Here is a 19258-nt window from a genome sequence, read left to right on the forward strand (position 1 = left end):
TGCACTACGAATACGTGGCGACGCCGCGCCGAGGCGGGCGTCGCCTCTGGTGGTGGCCGTACAAGGAGTTCGTGAATATGGTTCGACGGGCAGCGTGGACGGCCCTCGCGGTGCGTCGGGCCGTCCCCGCGAACCGGCCACCAGACGACCGGTTCCACCGGTAGTCACCCACCGAGTACGGCGTCTCCGCAAGTGGCAACGCTGTCGCGTCGGCGGCTGAGCGCCGCCGACAGCGACAGCTCCGCCTTCGATCAGCGTTGCTCAACCGTGATCGACGACTCACCACAACAGAACAGATGGCTCAAGTCGGATTAGCCGGCGATGCTTTGTGAGGTACTGATGATATCTTTGCCAGGCCACCATTCATTACCCAAGACAATTGAAATACGACCCAGACAAATAGCTCATAATACGCTTGTCAATCACTATGAACTGGTTGACTAGGGCTTGGGGAGGGGCTCTATCTCTGTTCTCCAGAGCGAGGCAAGCGTTTATACAGTAGAAGAACTAAGATTCGGTTGACCAATGAGTCTTGACCAAGCGGTTGACGAAGCGCTCGCGACACACAATATGTCGCGCAGCGAAGAGGCCGAGGAAACGGGCCGAACAGTCGCCACGCTTCAAGACTAGTAGAGCCGCTTAGTCGAGATTCCGGATCTTTTCCGCGAATTCTGCTTTCGAGAGGCCAGACGTGTCTTTTAGCTCCGGATAGCCGGCACGGTCGACAGCCTCCTCAACGAACGTGACCCAGAGATCCTCGTGCTTCTCCGCGTAGACGATTTTCGCCTCAGTTGGGTACATATCCAGCTCGTATTCAGTCAGGTCGATCTCAACTGCGTGTTTTCGCTCAAGCGTTCGCGCACCGAAGCTATACAGGTGCTTGAAGAGGACGTTCTTCCGTCGAACGGTCAACAGTCGCTTCGATTCGTTGATGTACTGGTTCACCCATTCCCGCCAGTCGTAGGATTTTGGATCGGTCTCTACGGAGGTTTCTGGCATAGCGAAATCCGGATTTAGACGCCGGAGGTAGAACTGAACCAATGCAACAGCGGTTCGATGGTTGGCATTCGGAAGCGCGTGTTTGAGGATCAGATTCGAGGCGAGTCGGCCCGCTACATCTGTTGCTGATCCTTCCCACGACGTCCGGTCGAGAACGTCCGGCAGTGCATCGACGTCGATATTCTTGTACGCCTCAACGGGAGTTCCCTCTTCTTCTTCGTTCTGAGCGATAAGTGCGCGGTAAATCTCGAGGAGACGAACGACGATGGTACTGTTGTCGGCACTCATCTCTGAGAGCGACTCGTTCAGGTTAAAATCAATCTCTTGGACAGGTCCACCGCCGACGCGGGATGTGTAGATAACGTAGAACGTTTTGTCAATATCGTATTTCTGGACCTTCACTGCGACGTCATCGCCGTAGCCGACGATCTGCGAGACGATTTCGTCAGGATCTGGATGGACGAAGTCAAGAGAGAACTGCTTGTCACCAAGGTGGTGGTAGTAGACGTGGCCCATCTGCGTGTGTATTACTACTCATCTATGCTTCTTAATCAAGTTCACGAGCGAGACTTTCATCGAAGAGTCAGAGAACTGCTTGATAACGTCATTGAGCGTGCCGAAGCCAACGACCGGAAGACGGTCCAGCCCCGCGATCTGTAGGCCTGCGTAACGCAGCCAACCCCAGCACTCGAACGTAGCTTTTTGAGGGTCCTGTTCAGAAGTCAGGAAACGGAGATGGCGGACGCACCGGATACCGAACGGCAGGCGGTCAACCCCGATTCGAGAGCGGTCCTCAGCGTGTCCCAGCTCAACGACCGGATCGCGTCGGCGTTGTCACTTCCCTCCGAGGGGACGCCCGGTACGACATTCAGAAAGCGATTCGCGAGCAGGACCCCACCGTCGACATCTTGGTGAAGGACACAACCGTCTAGGGGTCGGACGCGCCGACGTCCATCGTGAACGGCATTCACCATCTCGGCCGCTTGGAGGACGTCGATTCGATCATCGTCGGTCGTGGGGGCAGGAGTGATTCGAACCTCCAAGCACTTAACACCGAGAGGGTTGCAGAGGCGATCTTCACAGCCAATATACCGGTGGTTACGGCGATTGGACACACCGATGACCGACTCATCGCGGATCAAGTGGCGGACGAGTACGACCTCGACGAGGGCAGCGGCGAAGTTGTGGAGGTCGAGTAAGTGAATTTGCGCTGTTTCTTAACCAACAGGTGCTCACCAGCCTCCAGATTGTTGGTTAAGACTGTTTTCTGTAGAAGCAACTCATAATTTGGTTATAATCTACCCAACAAACTTGTATCACTTGATGGCCAGAAAGTATTTATTCACTATCCAGCTACCGCACCAATATGTACCGAGACTCAGCCGGTACATACCCATACCCGCACGTATGATTACGAGGTCAGTCACCATTGAGGACATCGATGACCTGTACCTGATGTGGAACGACCACATCAACGCCTCCGCCCTCTATCGCCGCGCCCTCCGCGAGGAAATGGAAGTCCGCGATGTTGATCCCGACGAACTCCGCGATCTCCTCGAACGGGCCCGCGAGCAGGGGTACACCCTCGAAGAGATCGCAGAGGACACCAACCGATTCGACGACCTCCAGTCGCTCGTCGAAGAGCAGCAGAACCAGCCACCGGCTGGAGACGCCACCGATGATTGACCCGCTATGTCACAGGACCAGAGTCCCTCCGACCCTGAGCGTAGCATCGACACCGAGTCACCGCTGACCAACACGATCCCTCGGCAGGCAGCGCTCACCGTCTTTCTCCTGAGCCTGTTCGCCGTCCAGCCGGTCGCCGCCCAAAGCAACGCCGTCTGTAGCGCGGACAACCTTCCGAGCATGATTGAGGGGTTCTTCCAACTGACCACCGCGCTGGGGATCGTCGGTCTCGCCATCGTCTGGCAGGCTGACTCCCTCATCGAGATGTTCACCCTCAATCCAGAGCAGAAGAAGGGCCTGAAGCGGCACAAGCGCTCGGCGATGAAGTCCGCGGTCGTCCTCGTCGTCCTCGGCCCGCTGTACACCGTTGCTGGGTCGATGATGGGCCTCCCGCTGGCGCAGTGTGTCGACCTCGTCCCCTGGTAACCACCCCGTAGTCCCCATCGCGAGCCCTATGAACCATCGAGAGCTCGCCGTGGTCATGGCCGGCTTGCTCGTGACGAGCCTAGTCACGGGTCTCGTCGCCGCTGACCCGCCGCGACCAGGTACGGAAGGGAATGGACTCTCGGAAAACGAGTCGGCAACGCTGTGGTCACGTGATGCGGACAGCTACATCAGCCAGGAGGAGTACCGCCAGCGCTACGGCGAGAACCGTTCCGCTGTCCATCAGGTCGCCAACGGGACGGACGTTACGTTCAAACGGCCGCCCGCGACCGCGGCGACGTGGACGCGCAACGACTTCGAGAACCTCGACGCCGGCGGGGCAGATACGTCCGTGTATCCGCCGCACGCGGACCTTGAGGACGGGGTCTTCATCGAAGACGCCCACGCAACGATTTTCGCGGTCCAGCCCTCTACTCGGGGGCACCTCGAGTCCGGTGAAACCCCACTCTATATCGCGCCGAATGGGACGATGCGGGGGTTCGTTGATTACCGCGTTCGCGTGCCCAACGGGAGTTCCTCCGGCAACACGACTATCTCGTGGTCGCTCACGGAGCACGAGACCGAGGAAGTCCGGTTGAAGAAGGACGGCGAGACCATCGCCGAGCGTGCCGGGTCCCATACGCCTGCCCTCGACTACCAAATCGAGGACGACTGGAGTGCGGATCTCACGCTGGAGGCGGAGATTCGCGTTCGGCTGAAGAAGACTGTCAGGACCGAGCGTGGTAACCGGACGGACACCGACGTCACCTATCGGACGGAATCACGGAACGTCTCCGATTCGATCGCCGTCGAGATCTACGACCTCTCGGCGTATCCCTACTATGCGGAGTACCCGGACGGCGACGGCGGTGTGGCCATCTTCCAGTCGCGGCCGTGGCAGGGATATACGCTCACCGAGGACGGTGAGGCACGAGTCCGTGGCATCTGGCGGTTCTACACGGCTCGGAACACCAACTGGGACACACTCGTTCGGTCGAACCGGATGGATAGCGCCACCGTCGAGTCAGACGCGATTCCGGTGTACGTCCACGCGTATCCGTCACGCATCGGCCCGCGTGCTGAGCCGGTCCGGGACGGCCCCGAACTCATCGAGACATGGGGGACTGACCGCCCGTCCCCCGTCGGCACCATCGGCGAGAACATCAACATCGACATCGTCAACCAGTCGTACACGACGACGTACGGCGTCGCCGTTCGGGCGGAGACCATCGACCGCGAAGCGCTCCACGTTGCGGGGATCGTGCGGGGTGTGAACGCCTCGATTGTCGAACCGGATGGGGGCTCCGAGCGCCAACTCCGGCGCAGCAACCTCACGGTCAAGGTCCTCGAACAGAATCAGTCACAGGCGACCCTCAGAATCGAGCTACGGGACAATCAGACCGACGCCCCAATCACGCTCGACGATAGCCGTCAGTATCCGATTGGCGGAACCACCCGGAACGGGTACATCACCGTCGCAGATCAGCGCGTTGAGACCAACGAATCAGGCGTTGCAATCGTGACGATCGACGAGCCGGGGATCTACACGGCTCGGTACCATCCGGGTTCGTGGCTTGGCCATAATCCCGCGTACGTAAGCGATTCCGCGACGGCACGCTGGCATCCACTTGGGACAATCGACGGCTGGCTTACGCTGGTGTTCGAGGTCGGCTGGCAGCTGCTGCCGTTCTTCGTGATGTTCTACGCCGGCAAGCGACTCTTGCGGATGCTCGGCCCCGAAGAGATCTTCCAGAAAAACCCATGACTCGAAACAATCCCCACATCAGTAGACGGACCGCCCTCCGAACAGTCGCCGGTACCGCTCTGGCGAGCATGGCCGGTTGTATGGATGACAACGGAAGTGCCGGCCCTAACGGTAGTTCAAGTCCAAAAGGTGAATCCGGTGTGTTCCGGCAGGTGACTGTCGAAGGAACAGAACTCATAGTCCAGTTCGATTCGGATTCGGAGTTCGACCAGATCAACCTCATCCAACCGGACGGCGAACTGCTCGGACAGCGGGAGGTCGCCACAGGTTCCCAACAAGTCTCATTTGATATCGGCACAACGTACGCTCCTGGTGAGTACGAAATAGTAGCACTCAGCGGTGAGGAAACAGTTGGTGAGAGCTCGCTTTCTGTCCAGCCAAACCTCGGGATCGTCGAGATGGGCATCGGTAGAAACCAGCCCGAAGAGATGTGGGATGAATCAGAAAGCGAAATCGATGAAGAGGCTTACGTCACACTCGAAAACCAGGGAACTGGGCCCGATGCGGTTACAAAATTGCTCTTCATCGGTGATGTCCCCTATCCGTCCGACGAAGAGGGAACGAACTATGTCGATGATGAAGACGTAAGCGGGACTTACGACCCGGAATCCGATTCCGAGGTCAAGCAGATCATAATCGTGCCCGGGGAGCAAATTACGCTCTATAGTTCACGCTCCCCGTTTGCTTTCGTTCCTGGAGCAGGCACGTCCTGCTCGGAGGAGTCGAAGACTGGTGAGTTTGAACTAATACTCGAGACGCGGGTTAGCAGGGACCGAGTCACCAAAACGTACAGTATCCAGTATTCAGGCGCCCAAGAAACCGATAACTGCGAAATTTCCATCAGTGAGACCTAACCATGGTTGATCTAATCGACGTCGTCCTTGAGGGGTTCAAAGAGGCCGTCGATTGGATTGTCGGCCTCTTCATGCACGGCCTGCGTTCCGGCTATGAGACCCTCACCGAGGAGATGTTTGGGACACCAACGCCGGAGACGGATGGTGCGTTCGTCTTCGGAGAGCCCAGTAATGCCCCGTGGCCGTCAATTCAGGACGCGCTTGTCGGTGGTGAGATCATGTTGATCTCGCTGCTCCTCCTCGTGATGTGCGTTCAGGGGCGTCACACGATCCGTATATTCAATATTGGAAGTGCATACGAGGCCAGACGCACCAAGAAAACTGCTTGGGTCGGCGCGTTTCTGATTATCAGCTGGTACTGGGTCAGTATTCTTGGACTCTACATCGTGGATGGGTTCACAATTGCCCTGATGCCGAGTCTGGGTTCTTTAGCCGATGCAATGCTCAACTTGCTCGAAGTCTCAATCACAAACCCTGGGCTTTCACTCGTATTCGCACTTATTGGAGGACTCTCGATGTGGGCTTTGGAGGCCCTCTACTACATTCGCGAAGTCCTGCTCTACGTCTACGTGTATGGGATGCCGATTGCGTTCGCGCTGGCCTACGGAAACATCCCCGTGCTCTCGGATATCGCGATGGGCTTTAGCAAGAAATTCGTCCCGTTAGCGATCCTGCCTCTGCCTGCAGCAGTGGTGTTCAAAGGATACGACTTGCTGTACTCTCAGAACGCCATCGCTCCGAGTAGTCCGTTTTTGCGGTATCTAGTCGCGGCATCACTCCCACTGATCGCACTTTACCTGACTTGGAAGACGTTCAAATACGCGACCCCACTCACGGCGAAGGTTCTCGGCGGTGCGACCAAGGGAGCGGCTCTCATCGGCGGTGTCGCCGCTGGGGCCTATATCGGTGGCGCCGGCGTCGCGACGACGGCGGCCCGATGGGGACCGAAGGCCGCAGCGGGCCACGCTGTGGCGCAGAAAGCTGCATCTCGGGGCTCGAATAGCGACGAAGACAGCGGGACGCCGTCCTACCGGCGGACCGAGAACGACCCTGGAAGCTACTAACAATCCATGTCCATCGACCAAGACGCAGCCGCACGGCGCATCATGGACCAGTTCGGTGAGGAGAGTCGCATCCCTTCCCTCAACATCGAGGAAGGCGACGTTGGCGTCCTCATCGCCTTCCCGATCGTCGGCCTGTTTGTCGCGGGCCTCACCGGCATCGAATCACTTGCTCTCCCGTTCGTCGCAGGGGGGTTCGGGTTCGGCGTTGCAATCGTCTACGTCTCGCCCGACCACCTCAACGCGTGGACGTGGACGAAAGACGTCTATCGCTACGTCAAGCGCCCCCAGATCACGTTCAGTTCCCCAGAGGAGGCCAACAGTAGTACCAACGAGACAGAGCGCAACGAGGGCGGGCTCGCGAACTACACGCCGTTCAAGCCCGACGAACGAACGCAGGACCTCACGAACATCGAACGGGCGTGGCCGGGGGCTGGTGCGATCCAGCGCGCCGACGGCACGATGGAGGCGTTCATCGAGATCGACCCGGACAACATGGACTTCGCGATGTCCGACGACTGGGCCCAGCTCCAGGACGCCGGCGAGGAGTTCGCCAACAAGGAACTCGACTCCGAGCTCAAACTCCACGCGACAACCCGCTCATTTCCGGTGGAGCAGATCACCGAGACCATCGAGGAGCGCCTCACTGACGAAGACGTCACGGAGAACCCGATCTTCCGGGAACTCCTCGAGGAGTACCGGGAGACACGGCCGAAGGAGATGCGTGACCGGGGCATCCAGCAAGTCCGGTACTACATCGGCGTCCAAGTCAGCCCGATAGAGGTCTACGACCGCTTCCGCGACGAGGGCACGCCGGCCGAGAAGCTGACCCAGTTCCCCGTCATCGGATTCCTCTTCAATCCGTTCGTGACCCGCCGAGAGGACCTTACCGACGTCGAGCGCCGTGCCCAGATGTTCGAGAAGCTGGACAGCCGAGTCAACGACGTGCGGTCGGAGTTCATCCAGCAGGCCTCGGGGTGGTCCGCCCGCCGGCTCGGCACGGTCGAACTCTTCGTGTTGAATATGGACTTCTGGAACGGCCGCGAACACGACTACGACGAAGCCGAGCGCGTCGTTCGCGAACAACCGATCATCGGCCATTCACGCCGGGAGGATGCCCACGATGCGTAACCTCGTCCTCCAGACGGGCAGCGGAGCCGTCGCCCAGCTCACGGAGTGGCTCACGAATCCGACGTCAGTCGAGGGTACAGCCCTCTACATTCTGCTCGCGGTACTGGTCGGAACCGGAAGGAAATTCCTCTGGGACTGGTACAGCGAAGACGACGAGGAAGAGGTCGAGTTCTCGGACCTGCTCGACGAGGAGACCATCGAACAGGGCGCGGCCGAACGCCAGCTCCTCGACGACATCGCCGAGTCACACAAGACGGTGACCGCGTCGGCGGCGATCGAGTGGGAGACGCGTGCGGCACAGGTCGGCGAGCAGTGGACGACGACGCTGTACATCGCCAACTACCCGGACTACCCCAACGACGGCTATCTCTCCGAGCTCTTCGAGATGACCGACGTGCAGTTCGACCTGACGGCCCACATCACGCCGAAGAACCAGGAGCGGGCCCGGAACGAACTGCAGGATATCGCTGACGACCTCCAGGTCGACGCCGACCTCGAACAGAGCGTCCGGAGCGCCTACCTGCAGGAGCGCGCCAACGAGGCCGCAGCGACGTACAAGGCCGTCGAGAACGGCGCGAACGTCTTCGACCAGGGGATGTTCATCACGGTCAGGGCCGACGAGAAGGACGACCTCCAGGATGCTGTCCAGAAGGTCAAAAGCGCGCTCCGTGACGACCCCGCGAACCTCACGCCAAAGACGGCGATCTGTCGGCAGGACCTCGCCCTTCAGTCCGCCGCGCCCATCGGCGACAACGAGTTCGGACGGACGTCGATTGCGCTCGGCGGCGCCGTCGGCGCGTTGCTCTCCTCGCCGCACAACGCGACGATTCTCGAGGAGGGCGGCGTCGAGTTCGGGATTCACAAGGACAACCAGAGCCCGGTGGTCATCGACCCGTTCGCCCGGGACAACGGGTACGCGATGTTCACCGTCGGCGATACGGGCTCGGGGAAGTCGTTCAGTTCGAAGCAGAACTTCATCCGCTCTGTCGAGCAGAGCAAGGGCCGCATCGGCATCATCCTCGAACCGCTGAACAACTGGGCCGGCGTCGCCGAAGCGCTCGACGCCAAACGCATCACCGTCGGCGGAACCCTCGGCCTGAATCCCTTGGAGATCCGGGAGACGCCTGAGCACGTCCAACGGGCGATGGGGGAAGACGCCAGCCCGTTCAACGAGAAACTCGACGACGCGATGAGCTTCCTCACGAACTTCTTCGCGCTTCGCGGCATCTCGTTGGGTGACCGCCGGACGACACTGGAACTCGGGCTCAAGCGGGCGTACAAGCGCAACGGGATCACCGACGACATCTCGACGCACGACAACCCGAGTCCGACGATTCGGGGCATGATGGACGTCTTCGAGGATATGGTCAACAACCCCGAGGAGTTCGTCGTCCGGTCCGATGAGGAGGCCGGGAAGATCAAGGAGGACGCGACGTGGCTGCTTGACCAACTCCGTCCTTTCGAGGCGGACGGCCGCCACGCCAACCTCGGCCAAGAATCGGACTTCGACATCCGAGACGAGAAAGTCATCTACCTCGATCTCGCCCAGCAGGAGGGTAGCGTCGACAGCAGCACGGCGTTGACGATGCAGTTGCTCATCTCGCTGGTGTACGAGCGGGCGAAGGTCTCGGAGAAGGAGGTCGTGTTCTACATCGACGAGGCCCGCTACATCATGCAGGACGCCGCGAGCCTGGCGTTCCTCGAGACGGTGTTCCGCCACCACCGGCATCACGACCTCTCGATCCGGCTGGTCACGCAGACGGTTGACGAGTTCTTCGAGCACGCCGAATCCGAGGCGATCCTTGACCAGTGTGCGGTCAAGCAGTTCCATCGCCTCGACGGGATGGACGAGGAGTGGGCCGACGAGTTCGGGCTGAACTACGCGCAGATGCGATTCGTCCAGGACGCCGTCCCCGGCAACGAGGACGCCGGCTTCTCCGAGGCACTGGTGGGCGTCGACGGCGAGTGGCGCGGCATCCAGGTCAAAGCGATGCCCAAAGAGAAGCAGGTCATCGACTTCGACCCAACCTCCCAAGTTCGGTCCTCGCTGCCCGGTGCCGGAGATGAAGCCGTCGATACCGAGATGCAGGAGTTCCAAGAAAAGCTCGAACATCGAACAACGAACGGAACGGACGAAACGAGCGAACTGAACGAGGATTCAGACGCCGTCGAAGCTGAGCCAGACGGCGGATCTATGGAAGAGACTAACGATGGCTGAGTACCTGCGCGTCACGCCGACATCCGAACGACTCGATCCGGAGAGTATCCCCCGAGTCCTCGACAGCCTCCACAAACTGACCACGCCCGGCTCGTTGGGCCTCGGGGCGAAACTGAACCCGCTCCACAGTGAGACACCACCCCGATTCGAGTTCCTCGCGATCAGCGATGGCCCGGACGACCCAGTAGAGTTCATCTACAGGGCCGATGCGCACCTCGATACGCTCGAAAAGCGCCTCCGTTCCATCTATCCGGCCACGTTCGACATCGAGCGCGTCGACGTCGACGTTGCCGCCCGGCTCATCCAGCCAGTCGAGCTCACACCGCAGGAATTCGTCGACCACTACGAGGCCGGACGGCTGCAGTACGAGTTTGGCCCGGCAGAACAGTACGACACCATTGACGAGGAATCAGTGGACGCCGAATCAGCCGAAGCAGACCCCGTCGTCGACGGCGGGACGGCATCCACGAGAGTCCCCGATCATCACGTTACTATCGGGGACTCAGCCCTCGAACTAGCGCCGCCCGATGCACTTCCAGACGACAACGAAGAGCGACGGGCCATCGAGAAGCCAACGATGACACCGGCAGGAACGATTCTAGCTCGCCCGGCCCAAGACGCTGTCTCGCCGCTCGGTGTCCGGTGGTGTGGCTCCACATCTCGGAAGCAGGACTGGATGACCTTGCTGACGCCGTTCACCGCAGAGGAAACGAACGGCGACCACTCGTCCGTCGACGAACCGGGCGCGGCGCTGGCGTCGCTGATCGACCATCTGATGGAGGCGATAGCGCCGACCGCGTTCCAGGTCGTCTTCCAGCGGCGTGCCAGCTGGCAGTCCGATGCGGAGGTGCGGAAAGAGGGCCTCGTCGACGGCCGGGATACGTTTTTCGAGGAAGTCGTCGGATCATTGTTCGAGGTCGAGGAGCAGCGGAGCGATCAGGACGACCGGCAGCTCAGCGAGGCCGTCGAGAAGCGGATCGAGTACATCGACGCGAAGAACGCCAAACGGTCGTTCACGGTCAACATCCGGGCCGTCGGCGTCCCCATCGACGATACCCGCGACGACCTCGATGGCCGGATGGACTCGCTTCTCCCGGTGTTCGACCCGCTTGATGGCCCGTTCTACGAGGTCGAGGGGCAACGCCTCCGGGACAGCGGCTTCCGTGAGAAAACGAAGGAGAAGAAGGCACGGGCCGCGCTTCAACGCCTCCTCAATCGCGAGTTGACGACTGGCCGGGGGAAGACCCGGCCCGAACTGGTCCTCTGTGGGACGGAGCTCGCGAACTTCGTCCTCGTCCCCTCCTCCGAACAGTTGACCGTCGAAGGGACACGGGGAACTCGTGCCGAACAGCAGAGCCGAAATCCGCTGCCGTGGCCCAATCCCGACCTGATCCAGCAGTTCCAGGAGGGTATGGAGATCGGGTACGCCCTCGACGAGAACGGTGAGCCACGGCCGGACCCGATCCAGATCCCGCCGGACCTGTTGCCGACGCATTACGGGCGGTTCGCGTCGACTGGTGGTGGGAAGTCGAAGGCCATCATCAACGACGCTCTCTCGCTCCGCGAGTCGACTGGTGGCCCCGTCGTCCTCGTCGATCCGAAGGGGGACGGCATGTGTGAGAACTACCTGCGCTGCCACTACGAGCGGTTCGAAGGCCTCGACGACGTCTACCACTTCCGCGTGCCGGAGACCATTCCGGCCTTCTCCTTCTTCGACATCCGTCCCGCGCTCGAGGCCGGTCGCAACCGTGAGGACGCGATTCAGGACAAGGTCGATCACTTCCACGACATCCTCCGGATGATTATGGGCCGCGAGCAGTACGGCCAGGCGTTCGTCGCGAACGAGATTCTGAGCTACCTGATCAAGGCGTTGTTCGACGAGGAGTACGGGAGTGACGTGTTTGGGCTGGACGACCTCTTCGCCGCCGCGCTTCGAATGCAGCGCGAGCAGACGATTCCCCTTGTCTCTGCGGACAACCAGAACATCGAGGAATCGCTGACCCGCCACTTCGCGAAGGACAACCACCAGTTCCAGGTATCGATGGACGCGGTCGGGAACCGCCTCGACAAGCTCAAAGAGGACGCGCACCTCCGGCGGATCTTCAGCCACGTCCCCAAGCAGAACGACGCCGGCGAGTACGTCGACAACCGCTTCGACTTCCGCGAATTCCTCGATGAAGATGCGACCATCATCTTCGATCTGGGCGACCTTCGCCCGGAGGCACAGCGAGCGATCACCCTGCTCCTGTTGAGTAACCTCTGGGACGCCGTCCAGGTGCGCCGGCGCGACGGTCAGACCGACTACGAGAAGCTCACGAACCTCATCATCGAGGAGGCTGCACCGGTGGCGTCGACGAAGCTCGTCTCCGAGCAACTCCTGCCGCAGGGCCGGTCGTTCGGCCTGAGTATGGGGCTCGTGATGCAGTTCCCCGAGCAGGTGCGGAATCGGAACGAGCGGGCCTACGACGAGGTGTTGAACAACATCAAGACGAAGCTCATCGGGAACATCTCGATCGAGCGTGATCTCGCAGAGTCGCTTGCCCACGAGGACCTCAGCCCGACCGACCTCCGTAACCGAATCAACACGCTCCCGAGTGGGGAGTGGATCGCCCAGCTCCCGAGCCCGTCGTTCGGGGAGACTGGGCCGCCGCCGTTCTCGCTGCAGCCGCTCCCAATTGCGCCGGGGCATCCAGAAAGCGACCAGCCGCTCACAGAGCCCCAGAAAGACCATTTCAAGTCCGTGTCCCGGCCACGGATGGTCAAGCGGACACAGGCCCAGTATGGGCTAGCAGAGGCGACTGAGTCGAACACTGCTTCGGAGGAGACTGGCTGGGGGAGTACGGGAGCCGACACTGCAGGCTCGGCTGCCGACGGCGATGCAGCAACCGACCCGACGCAATCCGCGTTCATCAGCGAATCGACGACCAAGGACGCATCGACCACCCAGCCCGAGGCGGACAGCAACCCAGATGCAGACGAGTCAGAGATGAGCCCCCTGTTCGGGCAGGCTACCGAGACGGACGGGGAATCAGCTGGTGACCAAGCAGCGGAGCCGAAAAACAGGGCAACGCCCGTTCAGGAAAGCAGCGTGCCCGTTCCCGATGACGAGCTCCGACAACGCGGGCTCAGTCGAGACGACGTCCGGTTCCTGAATCGCGTCCTCGATGTGGTGAACAGAGAAGACGACGAGTACACGCTGCTGGACAGGATGAGCCAGCTTCGGGACGAATACGAGGATCTCCACATAGAGCGGCTCACGGAGCAGGACCTCGTTGAAGCGGACTCCGCAGCAGGTCGCAAGTACTATACTGTCCTCCCGGACGGCCGCGACCTCCTTGGGAGAGAATTGAAAGCGGGCCCAGGAGCGGGCGATCTCGGCGAGAAAACGCCACACAAAGTGGGTGTCCGCCTCCTCGAGCTGTGGCTCCAGCAGCGGGACGACGTCGTTCGCGTGGAACCGTACTACGAAACCGACGACGACACGGTACTGGACGTGGCCGGCTTCGACGAGGACGGCGATCTCGTCTGGGCCGGCGAAGCAGAGCTCGCGAGTAATAACCGGCACGCCCCGGTCGAGGATTACGACAAACTCAGCGCGGCGGACGCCAAGGCGATCTGGGCCTTCAACAATCGCGAAACGGCGCTCGACGTTCTGGATAGCCTTGCCGACGTGGATCGGATCGACGAGCGAGTCAGCGGGCGGGCGGCCCGGTCGTTTGCGACTATCAGAGACGCCGTTGGAGACTTCGATGCTGCGGGCCTGACCACCGTTCGAGGCTTCAAAAATCTCGATCAAGACCTCAACCAATGACCTGGCGACAGGCGACCCGCAAGGAGATTCACGCCTACTACGCCGAGGAGTTCCCCCGCTACCTGGATGATCTGCCGGAATTCATCACGGCGACCGGCCCGAAACAGTACGCCGTCGCCTTCCGGGATTCCTACCCAGTTCGCAAAGACGAGGTGCCGGACAAGGGCTTCATCCGGCGGGATACGTGGCAGACAGATGCGTCAGAGGATCGAACGACGCCCGAGTTCGAGGACTTCGAGGACGTCGTTGAGTTCATTCGGCATCCAGCTCGCAACGACCCGCTGGGGCGGAGTGAATTCGCGCTTGCTGATCCGGAGGTACTGGAGCAGCCGGACCCACGGCCCGACGCCGTTTACTACGCGCTGGATCACTGGGAGCGACCGTGGGTCCTCCTCGTCGATATCGACGCCAAGGAGATCGCCCGAGAACGAGCTGCGGATGCCGTCTCGGACGACGTCGACGATCGAGATGATGAGGCGCTTCTTGACGCCGCCGGCATTCTCGACGCCGAGCCAACCGGGTATCCGTACGCCTTCGAAGACGTCAACCGTGCCATCGAGTACGGGTTCGAAGTGCGCGATATCTTCGAAGACGATTTCGATGCCGAGGAGACGATGGTCGTGTACAGCGGGCAGGGTGTCCACGTCTACCTCCTTGATACGGACCCGGCGCACCGGTACGATGAGCAGAGTCACGAAGTGTTGAACGACCTCCTCCTCGAGACGTACGACATCCCGATCGACCCCGTCGTGACGGCCGATCGCCGGCGGGTCGCCCGACTGCCCTACTCGCTGCACGCCGACGTCTGTAGCATCGTTCAACCCATCGAGAGCCCGGCGTTCGACGTTCGCTCGGCGACACCCGAAGTGATCGACGAGTAAGTTAGCTCACTATTAGGACTGTGAACTTTCAGCATGGACTCCCGCTCTAACCGAATCCGGTACGGGTTTTACACCGTTCGCGTTCAGCATCCCGCTGTTCAAGCGCACACCTACGGGTGCGCCTCCTTCGTCCCCGGTTTGGTTGCGAAGGAGTCTGTATCCGATATTCTTCGCTGCGTTGTAGTCCGCGTGGTTCTCGTACCCACAGGACTGGCAGCAGAACGTGTCCTGGGACGGGCGGTTTTCCGCATGGGTGAAACCACACGACGAGCACCGCTTCGACGTGTTCTTTGGGTTCACTTGTTCGACGCGGATTCCGCATTCCTCGGCCTTGTACGAGACGTATTCGTACAGGCGGCGGAATGCCCACTGGTGGAACATACGGGCGTCGGGCATCCGATCACGGATATCCGTCAGGTCCTCAAAGGCAATAACCGTGCAACCGCTCTCGGTGGCTTCAGCGACGAGATCGTTCGCGATACGGTGAAGATACTGCTCGAATCGTCCCGTCTCCTTGCGCCCGACCACTTGGACGTTCTCGTGGGCCCACCGCGACCCACACTCTTGAAGCGATGTCCGGCGCTCGACGTACTCCGTTCGCCAGTGGTTGAGTTCGCCAGCAGACCAGAACGCGCCGGTCGAGGTGACGGCGATGTTCTTGATCCCGAGGTCCACACCGAGAACCGTTCCGTTCTCGGCCGGTTTGGGATCGTCCACATCCGCCTTTATTCGGACGTGGAGGTAGAAGTCGCCACGACGGTAGTGGAGTGTCGCGCCTGTCGTCTCCCACCCATCAGACCGCAGATACTCCGAGTGGGGCGTGTCACGGGTTTCGTCGGGCAAGACGTACTCGACAGTGACGCGTCCATCGACGGTAGACAACGCTGCGTGGTCGTCGTGGAACGAGGCGTTGCGCTGGTTATAATCGCAGAACGGCGAGGAGAACGTCGGGAGCGAGGCATACTCGCCCTTCTTCTACTTTGCGATGATGCTCTTGAGCCCATCAACAGCACGGTTGCGAGCCGATTGAACGTGGTTACTGTGGAGTCGCGTCTCCTGACGAACCTCGTCGTAGGTCATCTCATGCAGGACGGACGAACGGGTTTCAGCTCATTCGCCGTCCCATGCAGCGTCCACGACGTAGTTGGCCGCCCACAGAAACTCGTCAATCGTTTCGTGAAGCAGGTCCGCCTGTTCGTCAGTCACGTCGAGTTTGACTGGGACGGTCCGACGGACCTCCATATGACTCACAATACAAGCCATGCTTAAATTGGTTAATATGATCCGGCGGGGGAACCAGTCCGCTACCGGCAACGAGAGTAGTATAGCCAAACGAATGCACTCCAGATCACGTTTGAACAGGTGGTTTTTCGCCTAATCGTAACTATGAGTCCGAGTACCCCCACCGACGACGAGGACATGGCGTATCGAGTTGCGGCACTCCCGCTGGAGTACGGTGAGACTCGCGTCAACCAGCTGTTTACGAGTGGTTACAATCGATACGTCGTCGACGGTGAAGACCAGCCTGAGGACCTCGTGAACGATATCGAGCGGTTCGGGACGGCGGCATTCAAAGAGCAGGTTCGTGCCGACGCCGCCGAGGAGCCGTTCGTCGACGAACCGGGCACGCTCGCCGTGCTCGCGACGCTGAGTGCGATCTGTGTGAAAGAGCACCCGAAGTTCGAGCACGCGTCGCCCCGGAACATCCAGGTCCTCTACGACATCCGGGAGCTGTACATCAACAATCTCGCCTCACTCATCCGCGCCCACGGTGATGGCTCGCTCCAGCAGGACATCGCCGACGTGCTGTACAGCAAGGAGCCCGGCGAGGATGGCCCACACCCTGGTCGGGTCTGTACGGGCATCACAGAGATGCCGGAGCTCGGAGATGGTCTCTCTCTCGAAATCCCGATGGCGGCGGCGTCACGGAAATGTCTCGTTCGGGAGGACGAGGCGTCGGCGGGGAGTAACGATGGCGAGGAGATACTGACGCGAGTGAAAGACAACAAGCTGTACGTTCCGGTCGGTGATTTCGACAGCAAGTATCGGGACTACGCTGAGCGGGCGTTCAAGAAGCTCCTCCGGGTGCAAGAAGACGGGCTCTCCGACGATCAGCTGACGTGGCTAACTACGAACGAGTCGGCGATTACAGAGCGGATTGAGCGCTTCCTCGAGACCGGCCATCACGAGCGGATCTGGCGGAACTGGGACCGTGGCGAACGGACGATCCGCGTCCTCCGGCAGGCGCTAGGTGACGCCCCGGACGACGTGGCGCAAAAGGGTGAGTTCCACACGGCGAAAGAACTCTATCGAGCGGTTGCGGCGTACGACGCTGAAGATGACTGGGAATCCTCTGTAACGGACTGGATCTCGAGTCCGAGCAGTCTCGCGAAGACGCTAGCCGACCACGAGTCCCACTCGGCCGTTACGATCGATCGCGACGGGCGCGTCAATACGTACCGAATCGGGCGAGCCGGGACCGGCGCCGAACAGATCGAAGTCCGAGAGATCAAGGACCTCTTCGAACTCCCCTGTATGGCGAATATGGAAAAACGGCTGCACGAGAAGAAGCCGGTTCGAAAGGATCTCTACAACTTCGCGCGGATGGTAATGTGGCTCCCCCAGTATCAGGACAGCAGCCTCGACGAGATCGTCACAGATCTCAAGGACGTCTTCTCTCGGTGGCCGTGGTACGACGAGCAGGAAACTGAGTACCAAGTCCGCTACGAGTTCTCGAACACCATCGACGGGGACACCCCGTTGCCGATGAACTGCGATAACGACGATCTGCAACGCTACTGCATCGGCCAAGACCAGTGTCCCTACTCGATCTGGGGTAGTCTCCCGTTTCCCGACGAGATGTACGAGCAGGTTGAGGAGGGATCAGCTGGTCCCACTGAGCAATTCTGAACTACAGCTATCCGATTCTATTTGAAATCCTGAAAGACGGCTTCGAGTGCGGTGGCGTTCCCGTGGATATCCCCGAACACAACCGCTTGCGATGGCCGAGTCTCTTCCATGCTACGTCTATGCATAACGGCCATGACAACCCTCGCTATGAGTTATATATATCTCAGTACGCGAATTCGGCTCCGTCGGGCTCGAACGACACTGATCCGTCGTTCTAATACTCGTGGACAGCGTGGACAACAGAGGGAGCGGGCGGACAGCGACGTGCGACCGATTCGGCCGGTCAGTCGTCGCGGGCTGGTTTTCGGGCTTCGATGGTAGCGGAAACAAGGTACTCGCCGAGGTCGCGGTCGGCGTCCCAGTCGCTGATGAACTCGGTGCTCTCGTCCTTCGGCGCGATCTCGACCGCCTCGAATCCCGCCTCATCAAGCATAGCTTTGAGATCGTCGACGGTGGATGCGCCGGCGACGCAGCCCGTCAGGGAGTCCGGGTCCATCTGGACGTCATCGGGGAACGGTGCGGTCTGGACAACGTCGGAGATTGCAACGCGACCTCCGGGTCGCAGCACGCGATAGGTGTCGTCGAAGACGCGTTGTTTCTCGGGGGCGAGGTTGACAACGCAGTTCGAGATGACGACGTTGACGGATTCGTCGGCGACAGGGAGGTGACCGATCTCGCCGAGTCGGAACTCGACGTTCTCGGCGTCGTTCTTCGCGACGTTCTCTCGGGCCTTCGAGATCATCTCGGGCGTCATATCGACACCGATGACGTGGCCGTCCGGTCCGACCTCTTGGGCGGCGAGGAAGCAGTCGAAGCCAGCGCCGGAGCCCAGGTCGAGAACGGTCTCGCCGGGAGCCATCGCGGCAAACGCCTTCGGGTTCCCGCAGCCGAGACCGAGGTCCGCGCCATCGGCGACCGACGCGACATCGTCGGCGTCGTACCCGAGGCGTTCGCTCCCAGATGCCTCCGTTTCGTCGCTACAGCAACCACCGTCGCCAGAGACATCCAAACCGACGTCACCACAGCAGTCCTGGCCGCTCGTCGCGATTCCCGCGTAGCGTTCCCGCACCATCTCGCGAGTCTCCTCGGGATCGCGATCGGCGACCATCGTCTCGTTGTCATTACTCATGGTTGCCTCGCAGGTCGTCGAGCGTTTCGAGCAGAACTTCGGTCGTCTCGGTCGGTTCGTAGTAGCGCCACGATCCTTCCTTGCGCCGCGTGACCAGGCCCGCGGTGTACAGTCGGGAGAGCGCCTGACTGACCGCGCTCTGGCTGACGCCGACTGTGGCTTCGAGGTCGCAGACGCAGACGCCGTCGTCGGCGTTCGCGATGCGTCGGAGGAGTTCGTACCGGGTGTCGTTGCCCATGGCTGAGAGCACCTGGAGGTCCGTCGCCATCGCGTCCGAGTCGACGTTGCCAGGCGGGGCGCAGCAGGCGTCGGATGCGTCCATAACTCCATCAGCGGTTGCGTCCTGAACCATATCAGCTCTAGCTTATACAATCAAGCACTAATACGTTG

At 60.6% G+C, this 19258-nt stretch carries 14 protein-coding genes and 2 pseudogenes; 12 read left to right on the top strand and 4 right to left on the bottom strand.

What is annotated here, in order from left to right:
* Window positions 1-164, top strand: a pseudogene (locus APQ99_RS10985) (ISH3 family transposase); the annotation flags it as partial.
* Window positions 165-639: 475 nt separating this feature from the next.
* Here APQ99_RS10985 and APQ99_RS10990 read toward each other — a convergent pair.
* Complete coding sequence (locus APQ99_RS10990; protein ID WP_012289710.1) at window positions 640-1515, bottom strand: hypothetical protein; 876 nt, start codon at window positions 1513-1515, stop codon at window positions 640-642.
* A 440-nt stretch (window positions 1516-1955) separates the two neighbouring features.
* Between APQ99_RS10990 and APQ99_RS12875 the strand changes: the two genes are divergently transcribed.
* From APQ99_RS12875 to APQ99_RS11045, 10 genes are all read left to right on the top strand, one after another.
* The gene (locus APQ99_RS12875; RefSeq protein ID WP_229373324.1) at window positions 1956-2198 is read left to right on the top strand and encodes an exodeoxyribonuclease VII large subunit; all 243 of its coding nucleotides are present in this window, start codon (window positions 1956-1958) and stop codon (window positions 2196-2198) included.
* 208 nt (window positions 2199-2406) lie between these two features.
* Window positions 2407-2685 carry a hypothetical protein gene (locus tag APQ99_RS11005; RefSeq protein ID WP_012289712.1) on the top strand — a complete coding sequence of 93 codons (279 nt, stop codon included), beginning with the start codon at window positions 2407-2409 and terminating at the stop codon, window positions 2683-2685.
* A gap of 6 nt (window positions 2686-2691) precedes the next feature.
* The gene (locus APQ99_RS11010; RefSeq protein ID WP_049892758.1) at window positions 2692-3111 is read left to right on the top strand and encodes a hypothetical protein; all 420 of its coding nucleotides are present in this window, start codon (window positions 2692-2694) and stop codon (window positions 3109-3111) included.
* A gap of 28 nt (window positions 3112-3139) precedes the next feature.
* Window positions 3140-4873, top strand: a complete 1734-nt coding sequence (locus APQ99_RS11015; RefSeq protein WP_205250724.1) for a hypothetical protein — start codon at window positions 3140-3142, stop codon at window positions 4871-4873.
* A gap of 140 nt (window positions 4874-5013) precedes the next feature.
* Window positions 5014-5727, top strand: coding sequence for a hypothetical protein (locus APQ99_RS11020; protein ID WP_049892760.1), 714 nt, complete (start codon window positions 5014-5016; stop codon window positions 5725-5727).
* 2 nt (window positions 5728-5729) lie between these two features.
* Window positions 5730-6791 carry a hypothetical protein gene (locus APQ99_RS11025; protein ID WP_136361216.1) on the top strand — a complete coding sequence of 354 codons (1062 nt, stop codon included), beginning with the start codon at window positions 5730-5732 and terminating at the stop codon, window positions 6789-6791.
* A 6-nt stretch (window positions 6792-6797) separates the two neighbouring features.
* Window positions 6798-7919 carry a hypothetical protein gene (locus tag APQ99_RS11030; protein ID WP_010904034.1) on the top strand — a complete coding sequence of 374 codons (1122 nt, stop codon included), beginning with the start codon at window positions 6798-6800 and terminating at the stop codon, window positions 7917-7919.
* Window positions 7903-10137 carry a VirB4 family type IV secretion system protein gene (locus tag APQ99_RS11035; protein ID WP_010904033.1) on the top strand — a complete coding sequence of 745 codons (2235 nt, stop codon included), beginning with the start codon at window positions 7903-7905 and terminating at the stop codon, window positions 10135-10137. The genes APQ99_RS11030 and APQ99_RS11035 overlap by 17 nt, the downstream gene beginning before the upstream one ends.
* Window positions 10130-13948 (top strand): ATP-binding protein, encoded by a 3819-nt coding sequence (locus APQ99_RS11040; RefSeq protein ID WP_010904032.1) that lies wholly within the window; start codon window positions 10130-10132, stop codon window positions 13946-13948. Before APQ99_RS11035 ends, APQ99_RS11040 begins: the two co-directional genes overlap by 8 nt.
* On the top strand, window positions 13945-14829 hold the full coding sequence (locus APQ99_RS11045) for a bifunctional DNA primase/polymerase (RefSeq protein ID WP_010904031.1): 885 nt from the start codon (window positions 13945-13947) through the stop codon (window positions 14827-14829). The genes APQ99_RS11040 and APQ99_RS11045 overlap by 4 nt, the downstream gene beginning before the upstream one ends.
* A gap of 12 nt (window positions 14830-14841) precedes the next feature.
* On the opposite strand, the pseudogene APQ99_RS11050 reads toward APQ99_RS11045, so the two are convergent.
* Window positions 14842-16071, bottom strand: a pseudogene (locus tag APQ99_RS11050) (RNA-guided endonuclease InsQ/TnpB family protein).
* A 144-nt stretch (window positions 16072-16215) separates the two neighbouring features.
* On the opposite strand from APQ99_RS11050, the gene APQ99_RS11055 reads away from it, so the two are divergent.
* Window positions 16216-17739, top strand: coding sequence for a primase-associated protein (locus APQ99_RS11055; protein ID WP_010890461.1), 1524 nt, complete (start codon window positions 16216-16218; stop codon window positions 17737-17739).
* A 283-nt stretch (window positions 17740-18022) separates the two neighbouring features.
* On the opposite strand, the gene APQ99_RS11060 is transcribed toward APQ99_RS11055, so the two are convergent.
* Together APQ99_RS11060 and APQ99_RS11065 are read right to left on the bottom strand one after the other, a co-directional pair.
* Window positions 18023-18868, bottom strand: coding sequence for an arsenite methyltransferase (locus APQ99_RS11060; RefSeq protein WP_012289730.1), 846 nt, complete (start codon window positions 18866-18868; stop codon window positions 18023-18025).
* Window positions 18861-19220 carry an ArsR/SmtB family transcription factor gene (locus APQ99_RS11065; RefSeq protein ID WP_010890459.1) on the bottom strand — a complete coding sequence of 120 codons (360 nt, stop codon included), beginning with the start codon at window positions 19218-19220 and terminating at the stop codon, window positions 18861-18863. Before APQ99_RS11065 ends, APQ99_RS11060 begins: the two co-directional genes overlap by 8 nt.
* Window positions 19221-19258 lie beyond the last annotated feature (38 nt).

This window comes from Halobacterium salinarum DSM 3754 (genome assembly GCF_008124605.1).
Lineage (GTDB): Archaea > Halobacteriota > Halobacteria > Halobacteriales > Halobacteriaceae > Halobacterium > Halobacterium salinarum.